This window comes from Variovorax sp. P2_H12, from assembly GCF_056403395.1.
Genome location: NZ_JBFUFO010000013.1, coordinates 138159 through 150551 on the forward strand (window position 1 = coordinate 138159; position 12393 = coordinate 150551).

The following is a 12393-nucleotide window of genomic DNA, read 5'->3' on the forward strand; positions in this document are numbered from 1 at the left end:
TTTGCAAGGCATCTTGTACACAAGACAGGATGCTTGATGATGGTGCATGACAAGGCCGCGCCCGCGGGCGCGGCCGACGAACAGGTGAAGGCCCGGGCCGCGGCGGCCTGGATCGCGCGCTTCGCGGCGCCTCTGGGCGGTGCTGCCACCGGCCCGCTGGCCGGCCTGCGCTTCGCCGCCAAGGACAACATCGACGTCGCCGGCGTGCCCACCACGGCCGCCTGCCCGGCCTTCGCCCGCACCCCGACGGCGCACGCCCAGGTGGTGCAGCGGCTGCTCGATGCCGGTGCGGCGCTCCTGGGCAAGACCAACCTGGACCAGTTCGCCTGCGGGCTGAACGGCACCCGCTCGCCCTACGGCGCGGTGCCCAACAGCTTCGACCCGCGCTACGTCTCGGGCGGATCGAGCTCGGGCTCGGCCTACGTGGTGGCGACCGGGCAGGCCGATTTCGCGCTCGGCACCGACACCGCCGGCTCGGGCCGGGTGCCGGCCGGGCTCAACAACATCGTCGGCATCAAGCCCTCGCGCGGACTGCTGAGCGCGCGCGGCGTGGTGCCGGCGGCGCAGAGCGTCGACTGCGTCTCGATCTTCGCGCGCACGGTGGCGGTCGCAGCGCGCGTGCTGCACGCGGCGATGGCCTACGACCCCGAGGATCCCTTCGGGCGCAGTCTGGCGCTGGAGACCCGGCCGCTGTCTGCGGGCTTTCGCTTCGGCGTCCCGTCGGCGCTGAACTTCTTCGGCGACGCCCGGTCGGCCGAGGCCTTCGCGCGCGCCATCGAGCGGATGCGCTCGCTCGGCGGCACGCCGGTCGAGATCGACTACGCGCCGCTCGCCGAAGCCGCCGCGCTGCTCTACGACAGCGCCCTGGTCGCCGAGCGCTACGCCGCGGTGCGCGAATTCTTCGATGCCCACGAAAGCGAGGTGCTGGAGCCGGTGCGCGGCATCCTCGCGCAGGGGCGCGGCTACAGCGCCGCCGACTTCGTCGATGCCCGCACGAAGCTGCAGGCGCTGGGCCAGCGCGCCGCGGCGATGTGGAGCGACATCGATGTGCTGCTGGTGCCCACCGCGCCGACCCACTGCACGATCGAGGCGATGCGGGCCGACCCGGTGGCGCTCAATCGCCAGCTGGGCGAATACACCAACTTCGTGAACCTGCTGGACTACGCGGCGATCTCGGTGCCGGCCAGCCTGCGCGACGACGGCCTGCCCTTCGGCATCACGCTGATCGGCCGCGCCGGCAGCGACTTCCAGCTGGCCGAGCTGGGCCAGCGCTTCCATCACGCCACCGGGCTCCCGCTCGGCGCCACGCGGGAGCCGTTGCCCGCGCCCGAGCCGCTTCCGGTGATTGCCGAGCCGCCGACGGTGGCGGTGGCGGTGGTCGGCGCCCACCTGTCGGGCATGCCGCTGAATAGCCAGCTCACCGAGCGCGGCGCCCGTCTGGTCGCGGCGACCCACACGGCGCCGGACTACCGGCTCTATGCGCTGCCCGGCACCGTGCCGCCCAAGCCCGGGCTGCTGCGCGTGGCGCCCGGCGAGGGCGCGGCGATCGCCATCGAGATCTGGGACATGCCGCTGGCGCACTACGGCAGCTTCGTCGCCCTGATCCCGGCCCCGCTGGGCATCGGCAGCCTGCTGCTGGCCGACGGTCGCAGCGTGCAGGGCTTCCTCTGCGAGGCGCTGGCGGTGGCTGGCGCCGACGACATCACCGCCCTCGGCGGCTGGCGCGCCTACATCGCGGGGCGCAGCACGGCCGCGACCTGAACCTCTTCCCACTTTTCATCCGGAGTACGCCATGGCCCACAGCAAGAAACCCCTGACTCTCGCCACCCCGGCCTCGCGGCGCCAACTGCTGCAGGCCGGTGCGGCCGGCCTGGCGGTGCTCGCCGCGCCCGCGATCGTGCGGGCCCAGGGCGCGCCCAGGATCCGCATCGGCTACTGGCCGATCGCGGCCGGCCTGCCGTTCTACGCCGCGGTCGAACTGGGCTATTTCAAGGCGGCCGGGTTGGACGTCGAGGTGCAGCGCTATGCGGGCGCGCAGCAGATCATGGAAGCGATGCTGGCCGAGCGCTGCGACGGCAGCGCCAACGGCACCGGCTCGGCCAACATCGCGATCGGCGAGATCGCGGCGCCGGGCAGCTTCAAGATCTTCTGCTCCAACCCGAGCAACGCGCGGAACGTGCTCGACCAGGTGCTGGTGCCGACCGCGAGCACGGCCAAGGTGATGGCCGACCTCAAGGGCAAGCGCGTGGCCTCCGGCCCCGGCATCCAGAACGTGACACTCGCCAAGGCGGTGCTCGAACGCGGCGGCGCCACGGGCGCCACGGTGGTCGAGCTGCCGATCGGCCAGCATGTCGCGGCGCTCGCGGCCGGCCAGGTCGACGGCTGCTACACCCTGGAGCCGACCGGCACCATCGGCCGCCTCAACGGCAGCACCCGTGTGCTCGAGGCCGGGGTGATCGCGAAATACGTACTGGGCGATCCGATGGCGCCGTGGTTCGGCGGTTCGGCCTCGCTGACCTCGGCGCTGATCAAGAAAAATCCCGACGCGGCGAAGAAGTTCATCGCCGCCTATGGCCAGGGCGTGGCCTTCGTGCGCAGCAAGCCGGCCGAGGCGCGCCAGTACCTCAAGGGCTACACCGCGATCGAGGGGCCGCTGACCGGCGAGGTGCCGCTGGCGGCCTACACGATGTACAACGAGTTCACGCCCGGCGATATCGCGTACTTCCAGAAGTTCTTCGACCTGTTCTCCGACAAGGGCATCTTCTCGTCGCGCCTGATGGTCGACACGATGCTCTACAAGGGCTGATGGCATGACGACGCCCTCGTCCGGCACGGCGCCCTGGTCGCCCCCCGCAACCGCAGCCGACGCCGCGCCGCCGCGCGAATCGCACTGGGTCAAGGCGCTGCCCTTCATCGGCCCGGTGGTGTTGTTCATCGTCTGGGACCTGGTGGTGCGCTTCGGCCTGATCAAGGCCATCCTGCTGCCGATGCCGGGCGACACGCTGCTCACGCTCGTGTCGGGGTTGGCGGGCGGCCCGCTGCTGCTCGACTTCGCGGTCACGGTCTGGCGCACCTTGCAGGCCTTCCTGATCGCGGCCGTGGTGGGCGTGCCGCTCGGGGTGCTGCTCGGCAGCAACGAGCGCGCCTACCGCAGCGTCGAGTTCCTGATCGACTTCTTCCGCTCCACGCCCTCGTCGGCGCTGATCCCGCTGTTCCTGATGATCTTCGGCGTGTCGGACGTCAACAAAGTGGCGATCGCGGCCTTCGGCGCACTGCTGATCGTGGTCTTCAACAGCGCCTACGGCGTGATGAACGCGCGCAAGCAGCGGGTGATGGCGGCCAAGGTCATGGGCGCCTCGCGCTGGCAGATCTTTCGCGACGTGCTGGTGTGGGAGAGCCTGCAGCCGACCTTCGTCGGGCTGCGCTCGGCGGTGTCGATGGCGCTGGTGATCGTGATCGTGGCCGAGATGTTCATCGGCTCCGACAGCGGGCTGGGCCACCGCATCATCAACTCGCAGCAGGTGATGAACGTGAAGGACATGTACGCCTCGATCCTCGCGGCCGGCGCGCTGGGCTATGCGCTCAACATCCTTTTCCTCGTGGCCGAGCGCCGCATCGTGCACTGGAGCGGAAGATGAGAGCCAGCGTCGAGCGCGTCATCAACGGCCCGGTGTACGCCGACGTGCCGAAGCCGGTCTTCACCCCGGGCCCGGCCGGCACCCACATCACCATCCGCGGGCTGACCAAGCACTTCGCGGGCTGGCCGCTGTACCAGAACTTCGACCTCGACATCCCGAAGCACAGGATCGTCTCGGTGTTCGGGCCCAACGGCTGCGGCAAGTCGACGCTGATCAACATGATCGCGGGCCTGATCCCGATCGATGCGGGCGAGATCCTGTTCGACGGCAAGTCGCTCAAGGACACCAAGATCGGCTACGTGTTCCAGAACTACCGCGAGGCGATGTTCCCGTGGATGCGCACCATCGACAACATCGCCTATCCGCTCAAGCTGGAAGGCCGTTCCAAGGCCGAAGTCGACCGGCGCATGGCGGAGCTGGTGGCTTCGTTCGACGTCAAGTTCGACCTCAAGCGCTATCCCTACGAGCTCTCGGGCGGCCAGCAGCAGACCGCCTCGATCATGCGGGCGCTGGCGCCCAACCCCGAGGTGCTGTTCCTCGACGAGCCGTTCTCGGCGCTCGACTTCGAGATGACGCTGTTCATCCGCGAGAAGCTGCAGGAGGTGTTCATGAAGACCGGCACCACGATGCTGCTGGTGTCGCACGACCTCGAGGAGGCGGTGTACCTGGCCGACCAGGTGCTGCTGCTGACCAAGCGGCCGACCAAGGTGGCCGAGATCCTCGACTACCGCGACGAGCGGCCGCGCACGCTCGAGACCTTGAGCTCGGCGAGCTTCGTCGCCATGAAGAAGCTGAGCCTGGAGATCTTCCAGCGCGAAGTGCGCCGCTAGGAGTCCCGCCATGACGCCTTCGGAGATCGAAGCCTATGTCGATGCATCAGCGGCCATGCTCGGCCTGAAGCTCAGGCCCGACCAGAGGCCCGGCGTGCTGCGCTACTTCTCGCTGGCGGCGGAGTTCGCCGCGCTGGTCGAGGCCGTGCCGCTCAGCGAGCGCGACGAGCCGGCGCTGAGCTTTGCGCCGGTGTCGCCGCGGGAGAAGGAGCAATGAGCGCCGCGGCCCTGCTCCAGCAGGATGCGTCCGCCATGGCCGACGCGGTCCGCGGCAACGCGGTCAGCGCGGTGGCGCTGGTGCAGGCCAGCCTGGACCGCATCGAGGCCACCGACCGCCGCGTCAACGCCTTCACCGCGGTGCTGCGCGAGCGCGCCCTGCGGCGCGCCGCGCAGGTCGATGACTCGCTGGCCTCCGACAACGGCCCGCGCACGCGCGAACTGCCGCTGCTGGGCGTGCCCTTCGCGGTCAAGAACCTGTTCGACATCGCCGGCCTGGCGACCCTCGCGGGCTCGAAGATTGAGCGCGAGCACACGCCGCCGCGCGACGATGCGGCGCTGGTCCGGCGGCTCGAGAGCGCGGGCGCGGTGCTGGTCGGCGCGCTCAACATGGACGAGTACGCCTACGGCTTCACGACCGAGAACAGCCACGTCGGCCCGTGCCACAACCCGCACGACCTGACACGCATCGCGGGCGGCTCCTCGGGCGGCTCGGGCGCCGCGGTCGCGGCGGGGCAGGTGCCGCTGACCCTGGGCTCCGACACCAACGGCTCGATCCGCGTGCCTTCGTCGCTGTGCGGCGTGTTCGGCCTCAAGCCGACCTTCGGGCGCCTGCCGCGCACCGGCAGCTTTCCCTTCGTGTCCAGCCTCGATCATCTCGGGCCGTTCGCGCGCTCGGTGCGCGACCTGGCGCTCGCCTACGACGCGATGCAGGGCCCCGAAGGCGCCGGCCCGCGCGACCCGGGCTGCGCGCAGCGCGCGGCCGAGCCGGTGGCCGCGGCGCTGGCGCTCGGCGCACGGGGGCTGCGCATCGGCGTGCTGGGCGGCTACTTCCGCCAGCATGCCCAGCCGGAGGCGCTGATCGCGGTCGACGCGGTGGCCCGGGCGCTGGGCGCCAGCCGCACGGTCGAGCTGCCGATGGTCGAGGCCGGCCGGGCCGCGGCCTTCCTGATCACCAACGCCGAAGGCGCGGCACTCCACCTGCCCGACCTGCGCGCGCGCGCGCAGGATTTCGAACCGCTGTCGCGCGACCGCTTCCTGGCCGGCGCGCTGCTGCCGGCCGCATGGGTCGCGCGCGCGCAGCGCGTGCGGCGGCTCTATTCCGAGCAGGTGGCGCGGCTGTTCGAGCGCTTCGACATCCTGCTGGCGGCCGCCACGCCCTCGGCCGCGACGCCGATCGGCGCCGAATGGTTCGAGCTCAACGGCCGGCGGCTGCCGGTGCGTCCCAACCTGGGCCTGCTGACCCAGCCGATCTCCTGCATCGGCCTGCCGGTGTGCGCGGTGCCGGTGTGGGGCGCCCACCCCGCGCTGCCGATCGGCGTGCAGGTCATCGCGGCGCCGTGGCGCGAAGACCTAGTGCTGCGCGTCGCCGCCGCGCTCGAGTCGGCCGGCGCGGTGCATTCGCCGGTCGCAGCGCTCTGATGAAGGAGACACGATGAACCAGCCCATCAACCTGCCCGAGGTGCTCGCCGAAGTCGGGGCCGCCTGCGACCGCTACGAAGACGCCCTGGTCCACAACAAGGTCGAGGTGCTCGACGAGCTGTTCTGGAACAGCCCGCACACGCTGCGCTACGGCGCCACCGAGAACCTCTACGGCTACGACGAGATCCAGGCCTTCCGCGCCGCGCGGCCCTCGCAGGGCCTGGCGCGCGAAGTCCTGCGCACGGTCGTCACCACCTACGGCCGCGACTTCGCCACCGCCAACCTCGAATTCCGGCGCGAAGGAAGCACAAGGACGGGGCGCCAGAGCCAGACCTGGATGCGCACCGCACAAGGCTGGCGCGTGGTGGCGGCCCACGTGAGCCTGTTGGGCTGATTTCGGGGGGCAAGGCGCTGGTACGGTTTTTGCACACCAACTTGTATCCAAGACAGGACACCCCGGCCTTCTGATTCTTCCATCACCTGGAGTAAGCACCATGAGCCAGTTCAACCGTCGCGATTCCCTCAAGTCCCTGGCCGCGCTGGCCTCCGCCACCACGCTGGGCGGATGGAGCGCGCTGGCCCGTGCGCAGAAGCCGCTGACCGTCGGCGTGATCTACGTCGGCCCGCGCGACGACTACGGCTACAACCAGTCGCATGCGCTGGCGGCGGCCGAACTCAAGAAGATGCCGGGCCTCAAGGTGGTCGAGGAAGAGAACGTGCCCGAGACCGCGGCGGTGCAGAAGACCATGACCGGCATGATTTCGCAGGATGGCGCCAAGCTGCTGTTCCCGACCTCCTTCGGCTACTTCGACCCGCACATCCTGGCCGTGGCGCCGAAGAACCCGGACGTGCGCTTCTCCCATTGCGGCGGCCTCTGGAGCGAGGGCAAGCACCCGAACAACGTCGGCAGCTTCTTCGGCTACATCGACGAGTGCCAGTTTCTCAACGGCGTGATCGCCGGCCACATGACGAAGAGCAACAAGATCGCCTTCGTGGCCGCCAAGCCGATCCCGCAGGTGCTGCGCAACATCAATGCCTTCACGATGGGCGCGCGCTCGGTCAAGCCCGGCATCACCTGCAGCGTGATCTTCACCGGCGACTGGTCGATGGCGGTGAAGGAGGCCGAGGCCACCAACAGCCTGGCCGACCAGGGCTGCGACGTGTTCACGATGCACGTGGACGGCCCCAAGGTGGTGGTCGAGACGGCTGCCAAGCGCGGCAAGATGGTCTGCGGCTACCACGCGAGCCAGGCCAAGCTGGCACCCAACGCCTACCTCACCGGCGCCGAGTGGAACTGGCTCACCGCCTACAAGACCGTGGTCGATGCGGCGCAGGCCGGCAAGCCGCATCCGAACTTCCTGCGCGGCGGCCTCAAGGAAGGCTACGTGAAGATGTCGGCCTATGGCCCGATGGTCACGGACCCGGCCAGGAAGAACGCCGACGAGATCAAGGCCAGGATGCTCGCGGGCAGCTTCGACATCTTCCAGGGCGGCCTGAAGGACAACAAGGGTGTGGTCGTGATTCCGGCCGGCAAGGCGCTCAAGCAGACCGACCTCGAACTCGAGAAGATGAACTACCTGGTCGAAGGCGTCATAGGTTCCGTCGGCTGAACACCTGACTTCGCGAGCCGACGATGCGCCACGCATTGAAAGAGATCGCGCTGCCGGTGTTCGCCATCGCGGCGGCACTGCTTCTCTTCGGCGTCTTCGTCTGGTTCGCCGGCGTGAGTCCGCTGGAGGTCTGGGTCATTCTCTTCAAGGGGGCCTTCGGCGACTGGTTCTCGTGGCAGAACACGCTGCAGCGCGCCGCGCCGCTGATGCTGACCGCGCTGTGCGTGGCCATTCCTGCGCGCGCCGGGCTGGTGATCATCGGCGGCGAGGGCGCCCTGGTGCTCGGCGGACTGGCCGCCGCGGCGCTGCCCTATGCGCTGCCGCTGCCGGCCAATCTCGCGGGCACGCTGCTGCTGTGCATCGCGGGCGCCATCGCCGGCGCTGCCTGGATCGCGCTGGCGGGCTGGCTGCGCCAGTACCGCGGCATCAACGAGACCATCAGCAGCCTGCTGCTGGCCTACATCGCGATCGGGCTTTTCAAGCACCTGGTCGAGGGCGTGCTGCGCGATCCGGCCAGCCTCAACAAGCCGGCGACCCGCTCGCTCGCGGACGGCCTCGCGATCGGCGGCATCGGCGGCTCCGACGTGCACTGGGGGCTGGTGATCGGCATCGTGGCCTGCGCGATCTCGGGGCTCTGGCTGCGTGCCACCGCATCGGGCTTCTCGGTCCGCGTGGTCGGCGGCAACCCGCGCACCGCGCAGTTGGTGGGCCTGCCGGCGAACGGGCTGATCCTGGCGGCCTGCGGGCTGGGCGGTGCCTTCGCCGGCGTCGCCGGCGCGGTGGAGGTCGCGGCGGTCCATACCAACGCCAACGCCTCGCTGATCGCGGGCTATGGCTACGCCGGCATCCTGGTCGCGTTCATCGCCCGCCACAACCCGGTGGCGGTGATCCCGGTGGCGATCCTGTTCGGCGGCTTCGGCGCCGCGGGCAGCCTGCTGCAGCGGCGCCTGGGCCTGCCCGATGCCTCGGTGCTGGTGCTGCAGGGCCTGGCCTTCGTGCTCATCCTCGCGAGCGAGGGGCTGCGGATGATCGACTGGAAGGCGCTGCTGAAGAACCGCATGCCGCGTGCGGTGCAGCCGCGCCTGACCAAGGAGCCCGTATGAGACGCCGGGCCGCTCCCAAGTCGAATACCGCAGCGCGCAGCGCGGAGGTTGCTCCATGACAGCCGACCAGTGGATCGCGCTCGTGGCCGGCATCGTCGGCGGCGCGTTGCGCGTCGGCGCGCCCTTCCTCTTCGTGAGCCTGGGCGAATGCCTGACCGAGAAATCGGGCCGCATCAATCTCGGCCTCGAGGGCGTGCTGGTGCTCTCGGCCATGGCCGCCTTCGGCGGCGCCTGGCTCACCGGCTCGGCCTGGCTCGGCGTGCTGATCGGCGCCGCAGCGGGCGCGCTGCTGGCGCTGCTGCACGGGCTCCTGTGCTCGCTCGACCGCGTCAACGACGTCGCCACCGGCATCGCGCTGATGCTGTTCGGCACCGGGCTCGCCTTCTACCTGGGCAAGCCGCTGATCCAGCCGCAGGCACCGCAACTGCCGGCGATTCCGCTGGGCGACTGGAGCGACGACCCGGTGATCCGTTCGGCGCTGCAAGTCAACGCGCTGGTGCCGGTGGGCATCGCGCTGGCGGTGTTCCTGTGGTGGGGCTTCGCGCGCACCCGCGCCGGCTTGCTGGTGCGCATGGCCGGCGACTCGGCCAATGCGACGCGGGCGCTCGGCTATTCGGTCGCCGGGCTGCGCATCGCCGCCACCACCGCGGGCGGCTTCATCGCCGGGCTCGGTGGCGCCTCGCTCACGCTGTTCTATCCGGGCAGCTGGAACGAGGGCATCTCGAGCGGCCAGGGCCTGATCGCGGTCGCGCTGGTGATCTTCGCGCGCTGGAGCCCGCTGCGCTGCATCGGCGCGGCGCTGCTGTTCGGCGGCGCCGGCGCGATCGGCCCGGCGCTGCAATCGATCGGCGTCGGCTGGGGCTACCACCTGTTCAACACGGTGCCCTACGTGCTCACGCTGGTGATCCTGGTGCTGACCTGCAAGCCCGGCAGCGTCGCCGCGGGCAGCCCGGGCGAACTCTCGTCCACCCGTTGAACCACAAGGAGTCTTCGCCATGAGCAGTCCCGCCGCCGGCCGACCTGGCGACCCCGGACCGATGGACCTCGCGGCCGGCCTCGACACGCGCGCGACCTTCGTCGCGGCCGATCCGTATCCGTGGCCCTACAACGGCGCGCTCAGGCCCGACAACACCGCGTTGATCGTGATCGACATGCAGACCGACTTCTGCGGCGCGGGCGGCTATGTCGATGTGATGGGCTACGACCTGTCGCTGGTGCAGGCGCCGATCGCACGCACGCTGGCGCGGCTGCGGCTGCTGGGCTTCCACATCATCCACACGCGCGAAGGCCACCGCCCGGATCTCGCCGACCTCCCTGCCAACAAGCGCTGGCGCTCGCGGCAGATCGGCGCCAACGGCGTGGGCATCGGCGACGAAGGCCCGTGCGGGCGCATCCTGGTGCGCGGCGAGCCGGGCTGGGAGATCATTCCCGCGCTGGCGCCGCTCGCCGGCGAAGTGGTGATCGACAAGCCCGGCAAGGGCTCGTTCTACGCCACCGACCTCGAACTGGTGCTGCGCACGCGCGGCATCGAGAACCTGATCCTCGCCGGCATCACGACCGACGTCTGCGTCCACACCACGATGCGCGACGCCAACGACCGCGGATTCGAATGCCTGCTGTTGTCGGACTGCACCGCAGCCACCGACCACGGCAACCACCTCGCGGCGCTCAGGATGATCACCATGCAGGGCGGCGTGTTCGGCGCGCACGCGAACTCGGGCGCGCTGCTCGAGGCACTGCCACAGCCCTAGACCGGAGAGCACGACATGATTGCCCCCGTCGCCCCGCTTCCTTGCGCCACCGGCGCGCTGGCGCTCGACACCTACGAGCTCACCAAGCGCTTCGGCAGCTTCACTGCGATGGACCGCGTGACCCTGCACGTCGAGCCCGGCACGGTGCACGCGCTCCTGGGCGAGAACGGTGCGGGCAAGAGCACGCTGGTGAAATGCGTGGCCGGCTTCCAGCGCGCCGAAGAGGGAGCGATCCTGATCGACGGCCGCGAGCAGGACATCGCCAACCCGGTGGTCGCCCGCATGCTCGGCATCGGCATGGTCTACCAGCACTTCACGCTGGCACCGGGCATGACGGTGGCCGAGAACCTGCTGCTGGCCGGCGGCAAGACGCCGGCGCTGATCGACTGGAAGCGCAAGAGCGCCGAGCTCGAGGACTTCCTGGCCGGCACGCCCTTCAGCCTCGACCTCGACGCGCGTCCGTCGGAACTCGCGGCCGGCGAGAAGCAGAAGCTCGAGCTGCTCAAGCAGCTCTACCTGAAGCCGCGCCTCCTGATCCTCGACGAGCCGACCTCGGTGCTGACGCCGCAGGAGGCCGACGAGGTGCTGGGCCACGTGCGCGAGTTTGCGCAGAGCGGCCTGTGCACCGTGCTGATCATCACGCACAAGTTCCGCGAGGTGATGGCCTATGCCGACAGCGTCACGGTGCTGCGGCGTGGCAAGGCGGTGCATCACTGCAAGGTGGCCGACACCACGCCCGCGCGGCTGGCGGCGGCGATGATGGGCGAGGGCGAAGCGCCGCCGCCCGCCGAGGGCGACACCGCCGCGCCGATCGGCCGCGCCCTGCATGCGATGCAGCCGACCCCGCCCGACGCCCCGATCGCGCTGCATGTCGACGGCCTTCGGGCCCTGGGCGACCGCGGCACGCTGGCGGTGCACGACCTGAGCCTGTCGGTGCGTTCCGGCGAGATCCTCGGCGTGGCCGGCGTCTCGGGCAACGGCCAGCGTGAACTGGTGGAGGCCCTGGTCGGCCAGCGGTCGCGCCTTGCGGGCCGCGTGACCGTCATGGGCGAGCCCTACGCCGCCAAGCGCGAGGAGAACCGCCGCCTCAAGGTGCGCAGCCTGCCCGAAGAGCCGCTGCGCAACGCCTGCGTCGGTGACCTCAGCGTGGCCGAGAACATGGCGCTGCGCGACTTCGACCAGCCGCCACTGGCCTGGCCGGCGCTCGGCGCCGACGTGCTGAACTTCCCGCTGTGGCGCAGCCGGGCCCGCGAATGGATCGCCGAGTACGGCGTCAAGACCCAGGGGGAGGGCGCGCCGATCCGCAGCCTGTCGGGCGGCAACGTGCAGCGCGCGGTGCTGGCGCGGGAGCTGGCCGGGGACATCAACGTGTTGATCGCGGCGAATCCGGTGTTCGGCCTGGACTTCGCGGCGGTGGCCGAGATTCACAGCCGCATCGTGCAGGTGCGCGCGCGCGGCGGTGCCGTGCTGCTGATCAGCGAGGACCTGGACGAACTGCTCGAGATGGCGGACCGGATCGTGGTGATGAGCGAAGGGCGGATCGTCTATGAGACCGATGCTGCGACTGCCGAGAGGCATGTGCTTGGGGCGCACATGGGCGGGGGCGATCATCATGCGCCGGTGGCTGCATGAAGCCCTTGCTGTCCTTGGGGAGGCGCCCGGCACGCGGTGCGGGCCGGTCGACCCCCACTGCGCCGGCCCTTCGGGCTGCCTTGCGCTGCTCGCCTTTCGCGGGGTCTCGCTCAAACTCGCCTTCGGCTCAGACAGTCGCGAGCCCTGATCCGCGAAAGGCTGCGCTGCTCAGCGGCGCAGAGGGGATCGCC

The 12393-nt window shown here is 70.3% G+C and carries 12 protein-coding genes; all 12 read left to right on the forward strand.

The window, feature by feature from the left end; all coding sequences use genetic code 11:
• Positions 1 to 36 precede the first annotated feature (36 nt).
• The 12 genes from atzF to AC1DYK_RS11645 all read left to right on the forward strand — a co-directional run bounded on the left by atzF (position 37) and on the right by AC1DYK_RS11645 (position 12202).
• Positions 37 to 1761 (forward strand): allophanate hydrolase, encoded by a 1725-nt coding sequence (atzF, locus tag AC1DYK_RS11590; RefSeq protein WP_478166434.1) that lies wholly within the window; start codon positions 37 to 39, stop codon positions 1759 to 1761.
• Between the two features lie 31 nt (positions 1762 to 1792).
• Positions 1793 to 2806, forward strand: a complete 1014-nt coding sequence (locus tag AC1DYK_RS11595; protein WP_478087077.1) for an ABC transporter substrate-binding protein — start codon at positions 1793 to 1795, stop codon at positions 2804 to 2806.
• Between the two features lie 4 nt (positions 2807 to 2810).
• Positions 2811 to 3638 (forward strand): ABC transporter permease, encoded by an 828-nt coding sequence (locus AC1DYK_RS11600; RefSeq protein WP_478166435.1) that lies wholly within the window; start codon positions 2811 to 2813, stop codon positions 3636 to 3638.
• The gene (locus AC1DYK_RS11605; RefSeq protein ID WP_478166436.1) at positions 3635 to 4468 is read left to right on the forward strand and encodes an ABC transporter ATP-binding protein; all 834 of its coding nucleotides are present in this window, start codon (positions 3635 to 3637) and stop codon (positions 4466 to 4468) included. Before AC1DYK_RS11600 ends, AC1DYK_RS11605 begins: the two co-directional genes overlap by 4 nt.
• A 10-nt stretch (positions 4469 to 4478) precedes the next feature.
• Positions 4479 to 4685, forward strand: a complete 207-nt coding sequence (locus AC1DYK_RS11610) for a DUF4089 domain-containing protein (RefSeq protein ID WP_478166437.1) — start codon at positions 4479 to 4481, stop codon at positions 4683 to 4685.
• Positions 4682 to 6106, forward strand: a complete 1425-nt coding sequence (locus AC1DYK_RS11615; protein WP_478166438.1) for an AtzE family amidohydrolase — start codon at positions 4682 to 4684, stop codon at positions 6104 to 6106. Before AC1DYK_RS11610 ends, AC1DYK_RS11615 begins: the two co-directional genes overlap by 4 nt.
• 13 nt (positions 6107 to 6119) lie before the next feature.
• Positions 6120 to 6500, forward strand: a complete 381-nt coding sequence (gene hpxZ, locus AC1DYK_RS11620; RefSeq protein ID WP_478166439.1) for an oxalurate catabolism protein HpxZ — start codon at positions 6120 to 6122, stop codon at positions 6498 to 6500.
• Positions 6501 to 6600: 100 nt separating this feature from the next.
• Positions 6601 to 7716 carry a BMP family ABC transporter substrate-binding protein gene (locus AC1DYK_RS11625; RefSeq protein WP_478166440.1) on the forward strand — a complete coding sequence of 372 codons (1116 nt, stop codon included), beginning with the start codon at positions 6601 to 6603 and terminating at the stop codon, positions 7714 to 7716.
• A gap of 23 nt (positions 7717 to 7739) precedes the next feature.
• The gene (locus AC1DYK_RS11630) at positions 7740 to 8819 is read left to right on the forward strand and encodes an ABC transporter permease (protein ID WP_478166441.1); all 1080 of its coding nucleotides are present in this window, start codon (positions 7740 to 7742) and stop codon (positions 8817 to 8819) included.
• A 55-nt stretch (positions 8820 to 8874) separates the two neighbouring features.
• Positions 8875 to 9795 (forward strand): ABC transporter permease, encoded by a 921-nt coding sequence (locus AC1DYK_RS11635; RefSeq protein ID WP_478166442.1) that lies wholly within the window; start codon positions 8875 to 8877, stop codon positions 9793 to 9795.
• Positions 9796 to 9856: 61 nt separating this feature from the next.
• A complete protein-coding gene (gene biuH, locus AC1DYK_RS11640) occupies positions 9857 to 10570 on the forward strand; it encodes a biuret amidohydrolase (protein WP_478166448.1) in 714 nt (237 codons plus the stop codon).
• Positions 10571 to 10585: 15 nt separating this feature from the next.
• Positions 10586 to 12202 (forward strand): ABC transporter ATP-binding protein, encoded by a 1617-nt coding sequence (locus AC1DYK_RS11645; RefSeq protein ID WP_478166443.1) that lies wholly within the window; start codon positions 10586 to 10588, stop codon positions 12200 to 12202.
• The last annotated feature ends 191 nt before the right edge of the window (positions 12203 to 12393 follow it).

Bases quoted from the DNA above. Each gene is read 5' to 3' on its own strand.
- atzF (WP_478166434.1), top strand. From the start codon at position 37: ATGATGGTGCATGACAAGGCCGCGCCCGCGGGCGCGGCCGACGAACAG.
- AC1DYK_RS11595 (WP_478087077.1), top strand. From the start codon at position 1,793: ATGGCCCACAGCAAGAAACCCCTGACTCTCGCCACCCCGGCCTCGCGG.
- AC1DYK_RS11600 (WP_478166435.1), top strand. From the start codon at position 2,811: ATGACGACGCCCTCGTCCGGCACGGCGCCCTGGTCGCCCCCCGCAACC.
- AC1DYK_RS11605 (WP_478166436.1), top strand. From the start codon at position 3,635: ATGAGAGCCAGCGTCGAGCGCGTCATCAACGGCCCGGTGTACGCCGAC.
- AC1DYK_RS11610 (WP_478166437.1), top strand. From the start codon at position 4,479: ATGACGCCTTCGGAGATCGAAGCCTATGTCGATGCATCAGCGGCCATG.
- AC1DYK_RS11615 (WP_478166438.1), top strand. From the start codon at position 4,682: ATGAGCGCCGCGGCCCTGCTCCAGCAGGATGCGTCCGCCATGGCCGAC.
- hpxZ (WP_478166439.1), top strand. From the start codon at position 6,120: ATGAACCAGCCCATCAACCTGCCCGAGGTGCTCGCCGAAGTCGGGGCC.
- AC1DYK_RS11625 (WP_478166440.1), top strand. From the start codon at position 6,601: ATGAGCCAGTTCAACCGTCGCGATTCCCTCAAGTCCCTGGCCGCGCTG.
- AC1DYK_RS11630 (WP_478166441.1), top strand. From the start codon at position 7,740: ATGCGCCACGCATTGAAAGAGATCGCGCTGCCGGTGTTCGCCATCGCG.
- AC1DYK_RS11635 (WP_478166442.1), top strand. From the start codon at position 8,875: ATGACAGCCGACCAGTGGATCGCGCTCGTGGCCGGCATCGTCGGCGGC.
- biuH (WP_478166448.1), top strand. From the start codon at position 9,857: ATGGACCTCGCGGCCGGCCTCGACACGCGCGCGACCTTCGTCGCGGCC.
- AC1DYK_RS11645 (WP_478166443.1), top strand. From the start codon at position 10,586: ATGATTGCCCCCGTCGCCCCGCTTCCTTGCGCCACCGGCGCGCTGGCG.